Consider the following 15,883-nt stretch of genomic DNA (forward strand, 5'->3'; position numbering starts at 1 on the left):
GCGCTGGGCGGGACGGACCCGGGACTGGGAACTGCAGGACCAGGTCTGGCTGAATCCAGAACGGAATCAGCCAGAAGTATTAGAGAAAGCTGCTTGATTGACGCGACATCTTTGTTGACAACTACCGGTGGCAAGGACGGCGAGGCCGCAGTAAGGCTCAAAATATGGCCTTGTTCCTTTGGGTTGCATCGCTTGCAGAGATACTAACTGCAACGATGTCTGGATTGGCTACGATGCCATGGCGGCTTGCAAACAGTGCGGGTAGCGCTCACGCCGCAGGCGTCACCGCGGCGTGACCCTTGGCAGAACGCCAGCGCTCGCCCGGCTTCGTGAGGTAATGCCGCACCACATAGCCCCAGGGAATGACGAAGGGCAGGATCACGACCCACAGGCAGGCGCTCGCATTAGCCCGGTTCGACGCATCGAGCGTTCCGCTTGACCATTGTGGCCATGCGACGACGCCCAGCCAGAGTGTTTTCCACGCCAGTTCCCAAAGCAGGACAGGCAACATCTGCAGCGGATAGCGCAGGCCCAGCATGGCCATGAGCTGGAATGCGGCGAGCATGCACAAGACCACGCCTTGCTTCAGTTCCCAAGGTTGGCTCGGGAACAGGATCTGCGGCCAGATCAGCAGCCCCAGGCCGATCGATACGAGCAGGTACATCGCGCGCAGCAAATACAGGCGAAACAGTGAAACCTCGTTCATATAACACCTCCTGTATAAAGGAATTGTTGGAATCGATCTATTCGACTTCTTTCAAGACCTTTTCCAGCCCGGCCATGCGCGTTTGCACGTCGGCGAGCGAGCCGGTCAGCACCGCCAGGGCAGAGATCATGCCAGATTGCGATGCCGCCACCCTCAATGCCAGGTCGCGGTAAGCGTCATCCTGTTCACCGTGCACGCGCGCCTGCTTGATGGCAGCCCGGTATTTCATAAAATAGATCAGCACGGCTGCGACGGATGGAAAGAAGAACGCCGCAAAAATTGCGTTTTCGGAGATGTGGGGCCTCTATGGTTCCAGGTGGTGAGTCAAAGTGAGAGCAGCTTGCGCAATGGTCGCCGGGGTGAGCGACAAGGCGAAAGGGGTAACCTCGAAAAAATTCAGCGCCTTTCCATCGGCAGACAGTTCCAGCGCGCTCTTGACCAGGCCGGCCTTCTCCAGCTTTTGCAGGTGCAGGTGCAGCAGCGGCCGGCTGATGCCGATTTCGCGGGCCAGTTGGCTGACGTAGTTGCGCCCATTCGACTGCAGCGATGCCAGGATGCGCAGCCGATGCGGGTTGGCCAACGCAGCAAGCGCGGCCAGCAGTGCATCCCCAGTCAGTTTATTTAATTTTTCATTCACGTGTAAACAATAACTGACACGTGACAGCGAAGCAAGCTAATTCGCATGCGTACAAGGCGCGGAGACGGAAAAATCGATATGGAACTTTGTAGGCAGAGCAGGCGCGCGCGTGTCGGCCGTGCTCGCAGCCGTTGACAAGTGTGGCGGCTGACGCCGTGTTCTGGCCCCGCCTTGGAAAACCTAGCCAGCCACGATTTCGCTGATCTGAATCACCGGCGTCGTATTGGTGTAATTCGGGATGTCACCCATGATTTCTTTTGTATGCGGGCCGAAACTTGCCTGGAACGCCTCGACGGATTCGCAAACAAGATGACCGCTGGCGATGTAAGGGGCGGCGACCCCGGGCGCGCCACCGCCGAGCCCCTTGTCGATCATGTACGACTTGCAATGCTCACCCATCCGGCTCTTTACCATCGGCATGTGTTGATCGCGGTAATATGCATGGTCGAATAGGGCTTCCGGGGAGTTTGGATACATCACGCTCACTTTGATCACGGCTCATCTCCTGGTGATTGGTTAACTTCGGACTGCAATCGAATCGTGCACCGGAGTTTTTTTTTAGGCAAGTTCTTTTTGTGGGTTCACACGTAGCCCGTGGCTAACGGCGGGGGGGTATGATGAAGGTACTGTCGCGATAGTGTCGACACCCGCCCGCATCATTCGGGCACATGCACCGCATACCTGAAGGCGTGGCCATCATGCCATTACAGTACCTGACCGGCCTGACCGCCAAGCCGCGCACGCGCCAGGCCGATCTGCATATCGGCGTCATTTTGACCCTGGTCGCCGGGGCGCTTAACGCCGGCGGCTTTCTGGCCATTGGCCAGTACACCTCGCACATCACCGGGATGGTGTCGACCCTGGCCGACCAGGTGGTACTGCGCCACTTCGACCTTGCCGCAATCGCCGCGATCTCGTGGCTCGCTTTCGTGTGCGGCGCGGCGACGACAGCCCTGATGGTCAATTTTCTGCGCCGGGCGAATGTCGGCAACGTGTATGCCGTGCCGCTGCTGATCGAAGCGGTCCTCATTCTCGTGTTCGGCGCGTTCGGCGGAACCTTGCAAAAACACGAGCTTGTCGATGTCTCGTTGGCCGTCATCACGCTGTGTTTTACGATGGGGCTGCAAAACGCCTTGATCACGAAGATATCGCGCGCCGAGATACGCACCACCCACTTGACTGGCCTGACGACCGACATGGGCATCGAGATCGGCAAACTGCTTTACTGGAACCGCCACAGCGAGGCCGATGGCCGCGTGGCGGTCACCGCCAACCTGCGCAAGCTGCGCGTGCATGCAACCCTGATCGGCTCATTCCTGGCCGGCGGCCTTGGCGGCGCCTTCGGCTTTCACTACGCCGGATTTATCTCGACGGTGCCGCTGGCACTGGCATTGGCGGCAATTTCGATTGCGCCGGTATTGAATCGGCAGCGCGGCTAAACGGCGCTGCCGCGGTTATCCGCCCAACCGCACGACGTTTATTTGCCCGTCGCCTGCTCGGCCAGCCGCGATTCCAGTTCACCCATCCGCAACTCCAGCGCTTCGAGCTTGGCGCGCGTCTTTGCCAGCACCTGCGCCTGGATATCAAATTCTTCGCGCGTCACCAGGTCGAGCTTCGAAAACCCCTGGGTCATCATCGCCTTGACGTTTTTTTCGAGGTCCTTGGCCGGCGAACTGTCGATGGCCTGGTTGATCTTTCCCTGTAAATCGGTGAAAAAGCTGTTCATGTTCATATCCGTTTCTCGTGGTGTGGCCGTGCGCATGCACCGTCGTAGTGCGCGCCAGCCTTAAATCGGTGCGTGCGCCGACGCTGATCGCGCAACGCACAATTGTTTACCGATCATTACGATCGATATTGTGTCGTCAACCCTGAAAAACAAGCGACGCAAGGAAATTTCGAAGCTGGCATGCATTCTGCTAACAGGTAAAACAACATAAAAGCAGAACAAGCCAGCAGAACAAGCCATGTCCGCAATAATATTCTAAACCGCAACCGCCACATCCGTTCAATTGAATAGGGAATCGCCATGAAAAACCTGAAAAGCCAGTTGACACTTGCCGCAGCGATCACTCTTGCATTCGCGTCGCTCGGCGCCGCTTCCACCGCTCGGGCCGCGGATGCCCCGCCGGACAATGCGGTCAGCTTCAATGCCGCCGTCACCACCGACTACCGATATCGCGGCATTTCGCAGTCGCGCCTGAAGCCGGCGCTGCAGGGCGGCGCGGACTACGTCAACAATCCGGGCGGCTTTTATGCCGGCATTTGGCTGTCGACCATCAAGTGGATCAGCGACGCGGGTGGCGACGGCAATATCGAGTGGGACATCTACGCCGGCAAGAAGGGCGAAATCGCCGCCGGCATCTCGTACGACGTCGGCGGCCTGTATTATTTTTATCCGTCCAACGCGCTGGCCACCAGCGCCAATACGTTCGAGCTGTACGGCCAGGTCGGCTACGGCCCCGGCTACATCAAGTATTCGCATTCCACCACCAATCTGTTCGGCACGTCCAACAGCAAAAACAGCGGCTACCTCGACGTCGGCGCCAACGTCGAAATCGGCACCGGCTTGCTGCTCAACCTGCACGTCGGCCACCAACGCATCAAGAACAACAATGCGTTTTCTTACACCGATTACAAGATCGGCGTTACCAAGGATTTCGGCTTTTGTACCGTTGCACTGGCGGCGATCTACGCCGATACCAAGGCTTACGTCAGCCCGTCCGGCAAGAACTTGGCAAAAACCGGAGCCGTGCTGGCCGTTTCCAAAACTTTTTAACCCGAGGCTTCGTATGAAACTCATTACCGCCATCATCAAACCGTTCAAGCTCGATGAAGTGCGCGAAGCACTATCGGCGATCAACGTGCAAGGCGTCACCGTCACGGAAGTCAAGGGTTTCGGCCGCCAAAAGGGGCATACCGAGCTGTATCGCGGCGCCGAATATATCGTCGATTTCTTGCCTAAAACGAAGGTTGAAGCAGCTGTCGACGATGCGATTGTCGACCAGGTGATCGAAGCGATTGAAAAAGCGGCCCGCACCGGCAAGATCGGTGACGGCAAAATCTTCGTGTACAACCTCGAGCAGGTGGTGCGTATTCGTACCGGTGAAACCGGCAACGAAGCTCTTTAAGGGGAACCAGGTGAATAAAAACCTGACAAAGTGGCTATTCGGGATTGCCGTAATCGGCGCCCTGAGCAGCGCCCTGACTGCCAGCGCGCATGATGCGCCAAATCATGACGGCGCCGACCATGCCGCGCCGGCGCCGATTGTCCTCGCCCAGGCTGGTGTTCCGGCAGCGGCCGACGCCCCTGCTGCAACGCCGGTCGCGGCGCAAGCCGCCCCTGCAACGGCCCCGGCGGCGACAGCGAACAAGGGCGACATCGCCTGGATGTTCATCGCCACCATCCTCGTCATCATGATGACGATTCCTGGCCTGGCGCTGTTCTACGGCGGCCTGGTCCGCTCGAAAAACATGCTGTCCGTGCTGCTGCAAGTGTTCATGATTTTTGCGGTGATCATCGTGCTGTGGTGCATCTATGGCTATTCGCTCGCGTTTACCGAAGGCAGCGCCTTCGTCGGCAAATTCGACCGTGCCTTCCTGAGCGGTATCTGGAATCCGGCCACCGCCACCTTTACCAGCGCGGCCACATTTAGCAAAGGCGTGGTGATTCCGGAATTTATCTTCGTCGCGTTCCAGGGCACGTTCGCCGCCATCACCTGCGCCCTGATCGTCGGCGCCTTCGCCGAGCGCGCCAAGTTCACCGCGGTGCTGCTGTTCATCGTGCTGTGGTTCACTTTCGGCTACTTGCCAGTGGCCCACATGGTGTGGTTCTGGACCGGCCCTGACGCCATCAAGGACGCGGCCACGCTGGCGACCGAAACCGCCAAGGCCGGCTGGCTGTGGCAAAAAGGCGCGCTCGACTTCGCGGGCGGCACGGTGGTCCACATCAACGCCGCGGTTGCCGGCCTGGTCGGTGCCATCATGATCGGCAAGCGCGTCGGCTACGGCCGTGAATCGATGGCGCCGCACTCGCTGACAATGACGATGATCGGCGCCTCGATGCTGTGGGTCGGCTGGTTCGGCTTTAACGCCGGCTCGGCACTCGAAGCCGGCGACGTCGCCGCGCTGGCCTTCATCAACACGCTGCTGGCCACTGCCTGCGCCACCATTTCATGGGTGTTCGGCGAATGGATCACCAAAGGCAAGCCGTCGATGCTGGGCGGCGCTTCCGGCGCGGTGGCCGGCCTGGTCGCTATCACCCCGGCCTGCGGTTTCGTCGGTCCCATGGGCGCCTTGGTCATTGGCCTGCTCGCTGGTATCATCTGCCTGTGGGGCGTGAATGGCTTGAAACGCATGATCGGCGCCGACGACTCGCTCGACGTGTTCGGCGTGCACGGCATCGGCGGTATTCTCGGTGCGCTGCTGACCGGCGTGTTCGCTGCGCCGCAACTGGGCGGCCAGGGCATTTTCGACTACACCATCAACAAGATGTCGCCTGACGCCTATTCGATCGGCAACCAGGTGTGGGTCCAGGCGCAAGCCGTCGGCACCACCATCATCTGGTCGGCGGTCGTGGCCGTGGTCGCTTACAAGCTGGTGGACCTGGCGGTCGGCCTGCGCGTGCCGGAAGAAGAGGAAAGGGAAGGGCTCGACATCACGAGCCATGGCGAGTCCGCCTACCACGCCTGATCGGCGTTGTAGACCCAGGCCCGCGCAGGCGGGCTGTCGTCGCCCCGCAGGCGCCCCTTCCGGGCGCCTTTTTTTGTTCATGCCTTTAAAATTATGGTTTCGCCCCGATTTACGGTTTTCACAATACTCAGAAGTCTGAAGGACGTCATTTATGGTTCCTCACCTCGTCACGGCCCTGACTGGCCCGTTGCTCGATTTAGAAAAGAAAATCCTGACGGCCACGCCGGCCATCGAGCGCTGGTTTCGCATGGAGTGGCAGGAACATACGCCGCCGTTCTACTGCTCGGTCGATCTGCGCAACGCCGGCTACAAACTGGCACCGGTCGATACCAACCTGTTTCCAGGTGGTTTCAACAATCTTGCCAGCGAGATGCTGCCGCTGTCGGTGCAGGCCGCGATGGCCGCGATCGACAAGTATTGCCCGGACGCCCGCAACCTGCTCCTGATCCCGGAAACCACCCCGCGCTATCCGCATTACCTGCAAAGCGTCGCCCGGCTAATGCAAATCTTCCGCCAGACCGGACTGCACGTGCGGCTCGGCTCGCTGTCGCCGGAGATCACCCAGCCGACGCCGCTGGCTCTGCCTGACGGCAACATGCTGGTGATCGAGCCCTTGGTGCGTTCGGCCAATGGGCGCCGCATCGGCTTGGCCGATTTCGATCCTTGCACCATCCTGCTCAACAATGACCTGTCGGCCGGCATTCCGTCGATCCTCGAAAACATCCACGAGCAGTCGCTGTTGCCGCCGGTACATGCCGGCTGGGCGCTGCGCCGCAAGAGCAACCACCTGGCCGTCTACGACGAAGTGGCCAAGAAGTTCGGCAAGCTGATCGACGTCGACCCGTGGCTGGTCAACCCCTTCCACGCCAAATGCGGCGAAGTCAACTTCGAGGCAGACAACGGTTTCGAGTGCCTGGCCGACAACGTCAGCATGCTACTGGCCAAAATCCGCAAGAAATACAAGGAATATGGCATCAAGGACCAGAAGCCGTTCGTCATCGTCAAGCCGGACGCTGGCACCTACGGCATGGGTATCCTGACGGTCAAGGACGCCAGCGAGCTCAAGGACCTGAACCGCAATCAGCGCGAGCGCATGTCGGTCATCAAGGACGGCGTGCAGATCAGCGACGTCGTTATCCAGGAAGGCGTGCCGACCTTCGAAAGCATCAGGGACGCTGTCGCCGAGCCGGTGGTGTACATGATCGACCGCTACGTGGTGGGCGGCTTCTACCGCATCCACGCCGAGCGTGGCGTCGACCAGAATTTGAATGCCCCCGGCTCGCAGTTCGTGCCGCTGGCGTTCGCCCAGCAGCACGCGGTGCCGGACCTCAAGGCCAAGCCGGGCACGGCGGCGCCGAACCGTTTTTACGTGTACGGCGTGGTGGCCCGGCTCGGGCTGCTGGCCGCTTCGCTCGAGATGGAGCGCACGGATCCGAATCCGGAAGTGTATTGAGATCGATGCACCGCCTGACATACGTCATCCGCGCGCTGCACGAATTCGCTCGATACTGAGCCAGCTCGACCAATTTAGCGTGCTCAGCATGGGTACCCGCTTCGCGCGGATGACGGGTAGCCCTCCCGATCTCTTCAGTCCCCCGGCGGAAACCCCCGTTTCCAGCTAAAATCAAGCCATACGCCTGAACGGAATTCCCCATGAAAATCGCTTTTCTCGCCGATCCGCTGTCCGGATTCAAGATCTACAAGGATTCCACCTTCGCCATGATGCGCGAAGCGGCCAGGCGCGGGCACGCCATTTACGCTTTCGAACAACGCGACATGGCGCTCGACGACGGCGTCGTCAGCGCCGACGTTGCCGAAATCACCCTCACGGGCGATCCGGACGACTGGTACGCGGTCGTCAAGCAGGCCAGCACCCGATTGTCCGAATTCGACGCCGTCATCGAGCGCAAGGACCCGCCGTTCGACATGGAATACGTCTACGGCACCCAACTGCTGCAGCTGGCCGAGATGCAGGGCGCGCGCGTCTTCAACAAGCCGTCGGCGATCCGCGACCACAACGAAAAGCTGTCGATCGCCCAATTTTCGAATTTCACCGCGCCGACCCTGGTGTCGTCCAGCGCCGAGCGCCTGCGCGCCTTTCACGCGCTGCACCGCGACGTCATCTTCAAGCCGCTCGACGGCATGGGCGGCGCCGGCATCTTCCGCATCAAGGACGACGGCATGAACCTGGGCTCGGTGATCGAGACGCTGACCGAGCTGGGCGCGCGCACCATCATGGCGCAAAAATACATTCCCGCCATCGTGCATGGCGACAAACGCATCCTCGTCATCGACGGCCAGCCGGTGCCGTTTGCGCTGGCCCGCATTCCGCAGGCCGGCGAAGTGCGCGGCAACCTGGCAGCCGGCGGCGTCGGCCGGGCGCAGCCTTTGAGCACGCGCGACCGCGAAATTGCCGAAGCGCTCGGCCCGGTACTGGCGGCCCGGGGTCTGTTGCTGGTAGGATTGGATGTTATCGGGGATTTCCTGACCGAAGTGAACGTCACCAGCCCGACCTGCTTCCAGGAGATCACCGACCAGACCGGTTTCGACGTGGCGGCGATGTTCATCGACGCCCTTGAACGGCAGGTTTTACACCAGGTTCCGGAAACATAATATGGTAGGCATTTTACTGTTGACCCACGCGCCGCTCGGCAGGGCCTTCATCGAGGCGGTGGCGCACGTGTTCCGCGGCCAGACCGAGCGTTTCGAAGCGATCGATGTCAGCGCCGACCAGGACATCGCCGAGGTACACGAACTGGCGCGCTCATCGATCGGGCGCCTCGACGACGGCAGCGGCGTGCTGGTGATTACCGACATCAAGGGCGGCACACCGTCGAACTGTTGCAATTCGCTGGCGGTGCCGGGCCAGGTCGAGGTGATTGCCGGCATCAGCTTGCCGATGCTGCTGCGCGCCATCACCTACCGGCGCGACAGCCTCGACGTCGTGGTGGAGATGGCGTTGGCCGGCGCCCAGAGCGGAGCGGTGCGGGTCGATAACCGGATCCGGGTCGGGCCGGATTAGCTGCGCAACAGGCGGTGAACCGACAATGATGATGGCGCCGTGCGGCCATCCTGTGTGGCGAGGGTTTTGTGTGACTGAGAAGATAAAGACATGATTCAACAAGAATTAGAGATCGTCAACAAGCTGGGCCTGCACGCGCGCGCCTCCGCCAAGTTCACCCAGCTCGCGGCAAAATACAAGAGCGAGATCTGGCTTACCCGCAACGGCCGGCGGGTCAACGCCAAGTCCATCATGGGCGTCATGATGCTCGCCGCCGGCAAGGGCGCCAAGGTGACCCTGGAAGCCGACGGCTTCGATGAAGCCGACGCGCTGGCAGCGCTCATCGCGCTGATCGGGGACAAGTTCGGCGAAGGCGAGTAAGCCCGGTGTACGCTCCGCGCTATCCCAATACAGGACCCTCGATGGCTTCGTTTACGCTCCACGGCATACCGGTTTCGCGCGGCATCGCGATCGGCCGCGCGCACCTGCTCACGCCGGCCGCCCTCGACGTCAAGCACTACCTGGTCGCCGAGGAGCGGCTCGAAGCGGAGGTGCACCGCCTGCAGCACGCCATCGCCGAAGTCCATCGCGGCCTGCAGGCGCTGTGGACCGACCTGCCGCGCGATGCGCCGACCGAATTGGGCGCCTTCATCGACGTCCATGCGCTGATCCTGTCGGACCCGATGATTTCGGAAGCGCCGCTCGACATCATCCGCACCCGCCACTACAACGCCGAATGGGCGCTGGTGACCCAGATCGACGAACTGTCGGCGCAGTTCGACGAGATCGAGGACGAGTACCTGCGCGAGCGCAAGGCCGACATCCAGCAGGTCGCCGAGCGCGTGCTGAAGGTGCTGATGGGGACAGCGCTGCTGACGCCGCCGCGCTTGCCGAGCGACGAGTACCAGCCGCAGATGATCGTCATCGCCCACGACATTTCGCCGGCCGACATGCTGCACTTCCGCGACCGCTCCTTCATCGGCTTCGTTACCGACGTCGGCGGCCAGAACTCGCATACGGCGATCGTTGCGCGCAGCCTCGACATCCCGGCCGCGGTCGGCATGTCGCAGGCCTCGCAGCTGATCGAGCAGGACGACTGGGTCATCATCGACGGCGACGCCGGCGTGGTGATCGCCAATCCGAGCCCGCTGGTGCTCGAGCAGTACCGCGCGCGCCAGGTGGCGCTGCTGAAGGCGCGCAAGAAGCTGCTCAAGCTGAAAAAGACGCCGGCCATCACGCGCGACGGCACGCCCATCACGCTGCTGGCCAACATCGAGTTGCCCGAGGACTGCCCGGCGGCGCTGGAGCAGGGCGCCGCCGGCGTCGGCCTGTTCCGCTCCGAGTTCCTGTTCATGGGCCGCGCCGGCCACGCTCACCTGACGCCGAGCGAAGACGAGCAGTTCGAGCAGTACCGCAAGGCGGTGGTGGCGATGAAAGGCCGTCCGGTCGTCATCCGCACCCTCGACATCGGCGCCGACAAGCCGCTCGACCAGAGCGAGCACACCGCGCTCAACCCGGCGCTCGGGCTGCGCGCGATCCGCTATTGCCTGGCCGAGCCGCAGCTGTTCCTGACCCAGTTGCGGGCGATCCTGCGCGCCTCCGCTTTCGGCAAGGTGCGCATGCTGATCCCGATGCTGGCGCACGCGTTCGAGATCGACCAGTCGCTGGCGATGGTGGCGCAAGCCAAAGCGCAGCTGCGCGAGGCAGGCCAGAAATTCGACGACGGTATCGACGTCGGCGCCATGATCGAGATCCCGGCCGCCGCGCTGGCGCTGCCGATGTTCGTCAGGCGGATGGACTTCCTGTCGATCGGCACCAACGATTTAATCCAGTACACGCTGGCGATCGACCGCGTCGATTACGAAGTGGCGCACCTGTACAATCCGCTCCATCCGGCCGTCCTGCAGCTGATCGCCATGACCATCACGGCCGGCAAAAAAGCCGGCATCGACGTTGCCGTCTGCGGTGAGATGGCAGGCGACGTCAAGCTCACCCGCCTGCTGCTGGGCATGGGGCTGCGCGAGTTCTCGATGCACCCGGCGCAGCTGCTGGCGGTGAAACAGGAAATCCTCGGCTGCGACCTGACCACCATCACACCGCAAACCCGCAAGATCCTGCGCTCGATGGAACCGGACGCAATCGCCCTGGCCGTCGAACAGCTGCAGGTGATATAGGGCTCTTAGGGTCTGACCCCGGTGCGTGATCTGGAGCCCGACCCCGGTTTGCCTGCATTTTATTCGTCCCCTTAAATTATTTGCGACCCACATGCCATCCATCGGAATAGTCTCACCGCAAGCAATGCACTTCGCCGAACCGCTGCACCTGCAAAGCGGCGCGCAGCTGGCCGGCTACACGCTGATGTACGAAACCTACGGCGCCCTCAACGCGGACAAGTCGAACGCGGTGCTGGTGTGCCATGCGCTCAACGCCTCGCACCACGTGGCCGGCGTGTACGCCGACGAGCCGAAAAAAGTCGGCTGGTGGGACAACATGGTCGGGCCGGGCAAGCCGCTCGACACCGACCGTTTCTTCGTCATCGGCGTCAACAACCTCGGCTCCTGCTTCGGCTCGACCGGCCCGATGCACGTCAACCCGGCCACCGGCAAGCCGTACGGCGCCGCCTTCCCGGTGGTGACGGTGGAAGACTGGGTGGTGGCGCAGGCGCGCCTGGCCGACGAGCTCGGCATCGTGCAATTCGCCGCGGTGATGGGCGGCTCACTCGGCGGCATGCAGGCGCTGGCCTGGTCGATCATGTATCCGCTGCGGCTGCGCAACTGCGTGGTGATCGCCTCGACGCCCAAGCTCACGGCCCAGAACATCGCCTTCAACGACGTCGCCCGCCAGGCGATTTTGTCCGATCCGGATTACCATGGCGGCGACTTCTACGAGCACGGCGTGGTGCCGAAGAACGGCCTGCGGGTGGCCCGCATGGTTGGCCACATCACGTATTTGTCGGACGACGACATGGCCGAAAAATTCGGCCGCAAGCTGCGCAACGCCGCCGGGAGCAATGACTACAAGTTCGACTTCGGCATCGATTTCGAAATCGAATCCTATCTGCGCTACCAGGGCGACAAGTTCTCCGAATACTTTGACGCCAATACCTACCTCTTGATCACCAAGGCGCTCGACTATTTTGATCCGGCGCGCGCCTGCGACGGCGACCTTGAGCGCGCGCTGGCCGATACCCGGGCCGACTTCTATGTCGCCTCGTTCACCACCGACTGGCGCTTTTCGCCCGAACGCTCGCGCGAGATCGTGCAGGCACTGGTGTGCAACCGGCGCCGCGTATCGTACGCCGAGATCGACGCGCCGCACGGCCACGACGCCTTTTTGCTCGACGACGCGCGCTACATGAACATGGTGCGCGCCTGGTACGGGCGGATCTGGGACGGGCTCGACCAAAAACAGGTGGACCACAGCACAACGGAGCACGCATGAATTTCCAGGAACTGTCCAGCGAGCGTCCCGACCTCGCTTTCATCGCCCACTGGGTGCCGGCCGGATCGCACGTGCTCGACGTTGGCTGTGGCGACGGCGCCATGATGCACTACCTGCAGACCGACAAGGCCTGCAGCGGTTACGGCATCGAGATCGCCGACAATAAACTGCTTGAGTCAGCCCAGCGCGGCATCAACGTCATCCAGCAGGACATGGAAAAAGGCCTCGCCATCTTCGGCGACAATTCCTTCGACACGGTGCTGTGCCTGCAGTCGCTGCAGATGATGCAGCACGTCGAGGCGCTGCTGCGCGATATCGTGCGGGTCGGCGCCGAGGCGATCGTCTCGTTCCCCAACTTCGCCTACTGGCCGCACCGCGTGGCGCTGGCGCGCGGACGCATGCCGGTGTCCAAGACGCTGCCTTACCAGTGGTACGACACGCCCAACGTACGCTGCGCAACCATTTTCGACTTCGAGGAGCTGGCCGCCGAATGCGGCCTCGAAGTGCTCGAGCGCGTGGCGCTGGCCGAAGGCGGCCGGCCGGTCTCGTTCCTGCCCAACCTGCGCGGCAGCCTGGCGGTGTTCCGGCTGCGCAAAAAAGCGCGTCCCGGAGCCTGAACATGACCGCCACCAGCCCCGAGCTTGCCAGCGGTTTTATCGTGGCGGAAACAGGCTGGTTGCTGGACGTTTATCGTGTGCTATATGCTGGCGTTTCCTGCCATGATAACGCTACCTGAAATCGCTCCATGGAACCGACAATGAAAAACTTGAAATGCCTGGTCTTGCTGGTCGCGCTGCTTGGCGGCGCCGGTATCGCGCCGGCCGCCGAGGCGCAGCAAGTGGTGCAGGACGGAATTGAAGTAACCAAACTTTCGCGTTGGCGCCACTTGCAACCGCAAGCCGCGGTCGACCAGCAGGCGTCGCAGCAGTACGCCGGCCTGTTGGCCGAGGCCCAGCAAAACGGCGTGCTGGTGCCGGAAACCCATCCGCAGGTCGTGCGCCTGCGCGCCATTGCCAAGCGCATCATCCCGTTTGCGACCCGCTGGAATCCGGAAGCGGCGCAATGGAAGTGGCAGGTCAACCTGCTCAACTCGAAGCAGGTCAACGCCTTTTGCATGCCGGGCGGGCGTATCGCTTTTTTCACCGGCATCCTCACTTCGCTGAAACTGACCGACGACGAAGTGGCAGCCGTGATGGGCCATGAAATCGCCCACGCGCTGCGCGAGCACGGGCGCGAGCGCGCGGCCAAGTCGACCGCCACCGGGGTCGTCAGCCGCATCATCGGCGCCGGCGTCGCCGCCTATACGGGAATCGACCCGCGGCTGACCGACGTTGCCACCAACGCCCTTGGCCAGATGGTGGTGCTGAAGTTTTCACGCGACGAAGAACGCGAAGCCGACCTGATCGGCCTCGACTTGGCGGCGCGCGCCGGGTTCGACCCGCGTGCCGGCGTCGCGTTGTGGCAGAAGATGGGTGCGCTGAACAAGCGCGCGCCGGTCGAGTTGCTGTCGACCCACCCGGGCGGCCAGGATCGCATCGACCAGATCAACGCCCACATGAACGTGCTGCTGCCGCTGTACGCGCGCAGCCAGGGCGTGAACCCCGCCAGATTGCCGGCCTATCGCACAGCGCAGAACTGAGATGGAACGGCCCCGGATGGGACGGCAAGCGTCTGCCAACGCCGTCGCTGCGCTGCCGATCGTCAACGGTGTGGGTCCGAGCTACCTGTGGCTGCCGCACGGCAGCGGCGGCGCCATGATCGGCTTCCTGATCGCGCAGTTCCCGGCCGTCGGCGAAGCGGCCTGGCGCGACCGCATGGCGCGCGGCCAGGTAGTCGACGGCGCCGGCGCCAGGCTGGCGCCCGACAGCGTGGTGCGCTCCGGCACGCGCATCTGGTACTACCGCGAGCTCGAGGCCGAAACGGCGATTCCGTATCAGGAGCAGGTACTGTTCCAGGATGAGCACCTGGTGGTCGCCGACAAGCCGCACTTCCTGCCGATGGCGCCGGCCGGGCGCTTCTTGCGCGAGACCTTGCTGGTGCGCTTAAAACTCAGGCTGGGCATCGACGACCTGGTGCCGATTCACCGCCTGGATCGCGAAACCGCCGGCGTGGTGCTGTTCTCGTCGAATGTCGCCAGCCGCGGCGCCTACCAGTCGCTGTTCCAGAAACGCCGGGTGTCGAAGGCGTACGAGGCGCTGGCGGCGCCGCTCGAGAACCTGGCCTGGCCGCATGTCCACCGCAGCCTGATGGTCGAAGGCACGCCGTTCTTTCGCATGCGCGAAGTGGCCGGCGCGCCGAATTCGGAAACCAGCATCCAGATGGCCGGCATGCAGGGCGAACTGGCGCTATACCGATTGCAGCCGCACACCGGCCGCAAGCACCAGCTGCGGGTGCACATGGCGTCCCTCGGCGCGCCGATCGCCAACGACGCTTTCTATCCCGATGCGCAGCCGTGCCGGGGCGACGATTTTACGCGCCCGCTGCAGCTGCTGGCGCGTTCGATTGCGTTCACCGATCCCTTGAGCGGAAAAGAGCGCGAGTTTTTCAGCGAACGCCGCCTCGTTTATAGCGAGTAGTCGATGATTAACGGGGCGTGGTCCGAAAACCGCTCGTCCTTGTAGATCGAGACGGTGTGCGCCTGCGACGCGATGCCGGGCGTGGCGACGTGATAGTCGATGCGCCATCCGACGTTCTTGGCGTATGCCTGGCCGCGGTTGCTCCACCAGGTGTACTGCTCTTCGCGCTTGTCGATGCCGCGGTGGACATCGACCAGGCCGACTTCGTCGAACACGCGTGTAAGCCACTGACGCTCTTGCGGAAGAAAACCCGAGTTCTTCTTGTTGCCCTTCCAGTTCTTCAGGTCGATCTCGTTGTGGGCGATGTTCCAGTCGCCGCAGATGACGATTTCGCGGCCTTCGGCTTTCAGTTCCACCAAGTGCGGCAGGAAGCGCTCCATAAAGCGAAACTTGGCTTCCTGGCGTTCCGGCGATGAGGAGCCGGACGGGCAGTAGACCGAGATGACGGTCAGGTTGCCGAAGTCGCAGCGCGTGTAGCGGCCTTCGGCGTCGAATTCGCTGCAGCCGAAACCGATACGCTTGGCGTCCGGCTGCGTGCGGCTGTAGACGCCGGTGCCCGAGTAGCCTTTTTTCTCGGCGTAGTGGAAGTGGCCGTGGTAGCCGCCAGGGGCAAGGAATTCCTCGGTCATGTCGGCTTCCTGGGCTTTCAGTTCCTGCACGCAGATAAAGTCCGCGTCTTGCGCCGCCATCCAGTTGAAAAAGCCTTTTTTATGGGCGGAGCGGATACCGTTGAGGTTGGCGGAAATGATTTTTGGCATGGTTTCAGGGGCAAAAGAAGGAGAGCGATGGCGCTGGCCGTGGCGCCGGATTAAAATACAGCCACATTTCATCAC

Annotated in this window: 19 protein-coding genes; 13 read left to right on the forward strand and 6 right to left on the reverse strand. The window is 62.2% G+C overall.

Features of this window, described 5'->3' with window-relative positions:
• Nucleotides 1-268: 268 nt before the first annotated feature.
• From CR103_RS08880 to CR103_RS08895, 4 genes are all read right to left on the reverse strand, one after another.
• The gene (locus CR103_RS08880) at nucleotides 269-706 is read right to left on the reverse strand and encodes a hypothetical protein (protein WP_099915635.1); all 438 of its coding nucleotides are present in this window, start codon (nucleotides 704-706) and stop codon (nucleotides 269-271) included.
• Between the two features lie 37 nt (nucleotides 707-743).
• A complete protein-coding gene (locus tag CR103_RS08885; protein WP_099915636.1) occupies nucleotides 744-950 on the reverse strand; it encodes a hypothetical protein in 207 nt (68 codons plus the stop codon).
• A gap of 60 nt (nucleotides 951-1,010) precedes the next feature.
• Nucleotides 1,011-1,343, reverse strand: coding sequence for an ArsR/SmtB family transcription factor (locus tag CR103_RS08890; RefSeq protein WP_099915637.1), 333 nt, complete (start codon nucleotides 1,341-1,343; stop codon nucleotides 1,011-1,013).
• Nucleotides 1,344-1,523: 180 nt separating this feature from the next.
• A complete protein-coding gene (locus CR103_RS08895; protein WP_099915638.1) occupies nucleotides 1,524-1,838 on the reverse strand; it encodes an EthD family reductase in 315 nt (104 codons plus the stop codon).
• A gap of 203 nt (nucleotides 1,839-2,041) precedes the next feature.
• Between CR103_RS08895 and CR103_RS08900 the strand changes: the two genes are divergently transcribed.
• Nucleotides 2,042-2,782, forward strand: coding sequence for a YoaK family protein (locus CR103_RS08900; protein ID WP_099915743.1), 741 nt, complete (start codon nucleotides 2,042-2,044; stop codon nucleotides 2,780-2,782).
• A 38-nt stretch (nucleotides 2,783-2,820) separates the two neighbouring features.
• Here CR103_RS08900 and CR103_RS08905 read toward each other — a convergent pair whose 3' ends face one another.
• A complete protein-coding gene (locus CR103_RS08905; protein WP_099915744.1) occupies nucleotides 2,821-3,075 on the reverse strand; it encodes an accessory factor UbiK family protein in 255 nt (84 codons plus the stop codon).
• Nucleotides 3,076-3,369: 294 nt separating this feature from the next.
• Here CR103_RS08905 and CR103_RS08910 point away from each other — a divergent pair, with 294 nt between their 5' ends.
• From CR103_RS08910 to CR103_RS08965, 12 genes are all read left to right on the forward strand, one after another.
• Entirely contained in the window at nucleotides 3,370-4,119 is a 750-nt protein-coding gene (locus CR103_RS08910; RefSeq protein WP_099915639.1) for a TorF family putative porin, read from the forward strand.
• A gap of 13 nt (nucleotides 4,120-4,132) precedes the next feature.
• On the forward strand, nucleotides 4,133-4,471 hold the full coding sequence (locus CR103_RS08915) for a P-II family nitrogen regulator (RefSeq protein ID WP_099915640.1): 339 nt from the start codon (nucleotides 4,133-4,135) through the stop codon (nucleotides 4,469-4,471).
• A 10-nt stretch (nucleotides 4,472-4,481) separates the two neighbouring features.
• Nucleotides 4,482-6,032 (forward strand): ammonium transporter, encoded by a 1,551-nt coding sequence (locus CR103_RS08920; RefSeq protein ID WP_370659430.1) that lies wholly within the window; start codon nucleotides 4,482-4,484, stop codon nucleotides 6,030-6,032.
• A 151-nt stretch (nucleotides 6,033-6,183) separates the two neighbouring features.
• Nucleotides 6,184-7,485: a glutamate--cysteine ligase gene (gene gshA / locus CR103_RS08925; RefSeq protein WP_099915641.1), complete on the forward strand. Its 1,302-nt coding sequence runs from the start codon at nucleotides 6,184-6,186 to the stop codon at nucleotides 7,483-7,485.
• 200 nt (nucleotides 7,486-7,685) lie between these two features.
• Nucleotides 7,686-8,645, forward strand: a complete 960-nt coding sequence (gene gshB / locus CR103_RS08930) for a glutathione synthase (protein WP_099915642.1) — start codon at nucleotides 7,686-7,688, stop codon at nucleotides 8,643-8,645.
• A gap of 1 nt (nucleotide 8,646) precedes the next feature.
• Nucleotides 8,647-9,054 (forward strand): PTS sugar transporter subunit IIA, encoded by a 408-nt coding sequence (locus CR103_RS08935; RefSeq protein ID WP_099915643.1) that lies wholly within the window; start codon nucleotides 8,647-8,649, stop codon nucleotides 9,052-9,054.
• Between the two features lie 90 nt (nucleotides 9,055-9,144).
• Nucleotides 9,145-9,414, forward strand: a complete 270-nt coding sequence (locus CR103_RS08940; RefSeq protein WP_099915644.1) for an HPr family phosphocarrier protein — start codon at nucleotides 9,145-9,147, stop codon at nucleotides 9,412-9,414.
• A 41-nt stretch (nucleotides 9,415-9,455) separates the two neighbouring features.
• On the forward strand, nucleotides 9,456-11,207 hold the full coding sequence (gene ptsP / locus CR103_RS08945; protein ID WP_099915645.1) for a phosphoenolpyruvate--protein phosphotransferase: 1,752 nt from the start codon (nucleotides 9,456-9,458) through the stop codon (nucleotides 11,205-11,207).
• Between the two features lie 91 nt (nucleotides 11,208-11,298).
• Nucleotides 11,299-12,474: a homoserine O-succinyltransferase MetX gene (gene metX / locus CR103_RS08950; RefSeq protein WP_099915646.1), complete on the forward strand. Its 1,176-nt coding sequence runs from the start codon at nucleotides 11,299-11,301 to the stop codon at nucleotides 12,472-12,474.
• On the forward strand, nucleotides 12,471-13,091 hold the full coding sequence (metW, locus tag CR103_RS08955; protein ID WP_099915647.1) for a methionine biosynthesis protein MetW: 621 nt from the start codon (nucleotides 12,471-12,473) through the stop codon (nucleotides 13,089-13,091). The genes metX and metW overlap by 4 nt, the downstream gene beginning before the upstream one ends.
• A 140-nt stretch (nucleotides 13,092-13,231) precedes the next feature.
• Nucleotides 13,232-14,113 (forward strand): M48 family metallopeptidase, encoded by an 882-nt coding sequence (locus tag CR103_RS08960; RefSeq protein WP_099915648.1) that lies wholly within the window; start codon nucleotides 13,232-13,234, stop codon nucleotides 14,111-14,113.
• A 1-nt stretch (nucleotide 14,114) separates the two neighbouring features.
• Nucleotides 14,115-15,050, forward strand: coding sequence for an RluA family pseudouridine synthase (locus tag CR103_RS08965; protein ID WP_229442970.1), 936 nt, complete (start codon nucleotides 14,115-14,117; stop codon nucleotides 15,048-15,050).
• Here CR103_RS08965 and CR103_RS08970 read toward each other — a convergent pair.
• Nucleotides 15,038-15,808, reverse strand: a complete 771-nt coding sequence (locus tag CR103_RS08970; protein ID WP_099915649.1) for an exodeoxyribonuclease III — start codon at nucleotides 15,806-15,808, stop codon at nucleotides 15,038-15,040. The genes CR103_RS08965 and CR103_RS08970 overlap by 13 nt on opposite strands.
• Nucleotides 15,809-15,883: the final 75 nt, after the last annotated feature.

The organism is Massilia psychrophila, assembly GCF_002760665.1.
Lineage (GTDB): Bacteria > Pseudomonadota > Gammaproteobacteria > Burkholderiales > Burkholderiaceae_D > JAFCUW01.

Bases quoted from the DNA above. Each gene is read 5' to 3' on its own strand.
- CR103_RS08880 (WP_099915635.1), bottom strand. From the start codon at position 706: ATGAACGAGGTTTCACTGTTTCGCCTGTATTTGCTGCGCGCGATGTAC.
- CR103_RS08900 (WP_099915743.1), top strand. From the start codon at position 2,042: ATGCCATTACAGTACCTGACCGGCCTGACCGCCAAGCCGCGCACGCGC.
- CR103_RS08905 (WP_099915744.1), bottom strand. From the start codon at position 3,075: ATGAACATGAACAGCTTTTTCACCGATTTACAGGGAAAGATCAACCAG.
- CR103_RS08910 (WP_099915639.1), top strand. From the start codon at position 3,370: ATGAAAAACCTGAAAAGCCAGTTGACACTTGCCGCAGCGATCACTCTT.
- CR103_RS08915 (WP_099915640.1), top strand. From the start codon at position 4,133: ATGAAACTCATTACCGCCATCATCAAACCGTTCAAGCTCGATGAAGTG.
- gshA (WP_099915641.1), top strand. From the start codon at position 6,184: ATGGTTCCTCACCTCGTCACGGCCCTGACTGGCCCGTTGCTCGATTTA.
- gshB (WP_099915642.1), top strand. From the start codon at position 7,686: ATGAAAATCGCTTTTCTCGCCGATCCGCTGTCCGGATTCAAGATCTAC.
- CR103_RS08935 (WP_099915643.1), top strand. From the start codon at position 8,647: ATGGTAGGCATTTTACTGTTGACCCACGCGCCGCTCGGCAGGGCCTTC.
- CR103_RS08940 (WP_099915644.1), top strand. From the start codon at position 9,145: ATGATTCAACAAGAATTAGAGATCGTCAACAAGCTGGGCCTGCACGCG.
- ptsP (WP_099915645.1), top strand. From the start codon at position 9,456: ATGGCTTCGTTTACGCTCCACGGCATACCGGTTTCGCGCGGCATCGCG.
- metX (WP_099915646.1), top strand. From the start codon at position 11,299: ATGCCATCCATCGGAATAGTCTCACCGCAAGCAATGCACTTCGCCGAA.
- metW (WP_099915647.1), top strand. From the start codon at position 12,471: ATGAATTTCCAGGAACTGTCCAGCGAGCGTCCCGACCTCGCTTTCATC.
- CR103_RS08960 (WP_099915648.1), top strand. From the start codon at position 13,232: ATGAAAAACTTGAAATGCCTGGTCTTGCTGGTCGCGCTGCTTGGCGGC.
- CR103_RS08965 (WP_229442970.1), top strand. From the start codon at position 14,115: ATGGAACGGCCCCGGATGGGACGGCAAGCGTCTGCCAACGCCGTCGCT.
- CR103_RS08970 (WP_099915649.1), bottom strand. From the start codon at position 15,808: ATGCCAAAAATCATTTCCGCCAACCTCAACGGTATCCGCTCCGCCCAT.